The organism is Pseudomonas kermanshahensis (assembly GCF_014269205.2).
Taxonomy (GTDB): Bacteria; Pseudomonadota; Gammaproteobacteria; order Pseudomonadales; family Pseudomonadaceae; genus Aquipseudomonas; species Aquipseudomonas kermanshahensis.
Map to the genome: position 1 here is coordinate 1 of NZ_JABWRY020000019.1, position 394 is coordinate 394.

The following is a 394-nucleotide window of genomic DNA, read 5'->3' on the forward strand; positions in this document are numbered from 1 at the left end:
AGTAGTGTCAGTCACTTTGACCGACGCTGCGTCACCCAGCTGCAGGTTTTCGAAGGCACGACCATCGACATCGACCGCGGACTTGATGCCCAACGAGATCTCGCCAGCGTCTTTGTAAACGTCATCGCCCTGTGCTTCGTGCGTGTAAGGCGCGCTGGTTTCGCCAGCCTTGATGGTGACGGTAGCGTTGTTGCTCAGCGTCACGACCAGGTCGTGGGCCAGCGCGGTGTTGATGTGAACGGTGAAGGTCGGCTTCACGTTCTCGGCGACCGAAACCTGATCAGCCGTGATGGTGACCTTGACCACATCGCCTTCGTTGCCTGGGGTACCCGGCTCGTCGGTCACAGTGGTGCTGACCGGGGTCTTGTCCAGAACCAGGTTTTCAAACTTCCAG

Annotated in this window: 1 protein-coding gene; it reads right to left on the reverse strand. The window is 58.9% G+C overall.

Annotated features, from left to right (window positions below):
• Positions 1 to 394 (reverse strand): immunoglobulin-like domain-containing protein (locus HU764_RS27520; protein WP_217835029.1); only part of this gene is annotated, 394 nt, incomplete at both ends.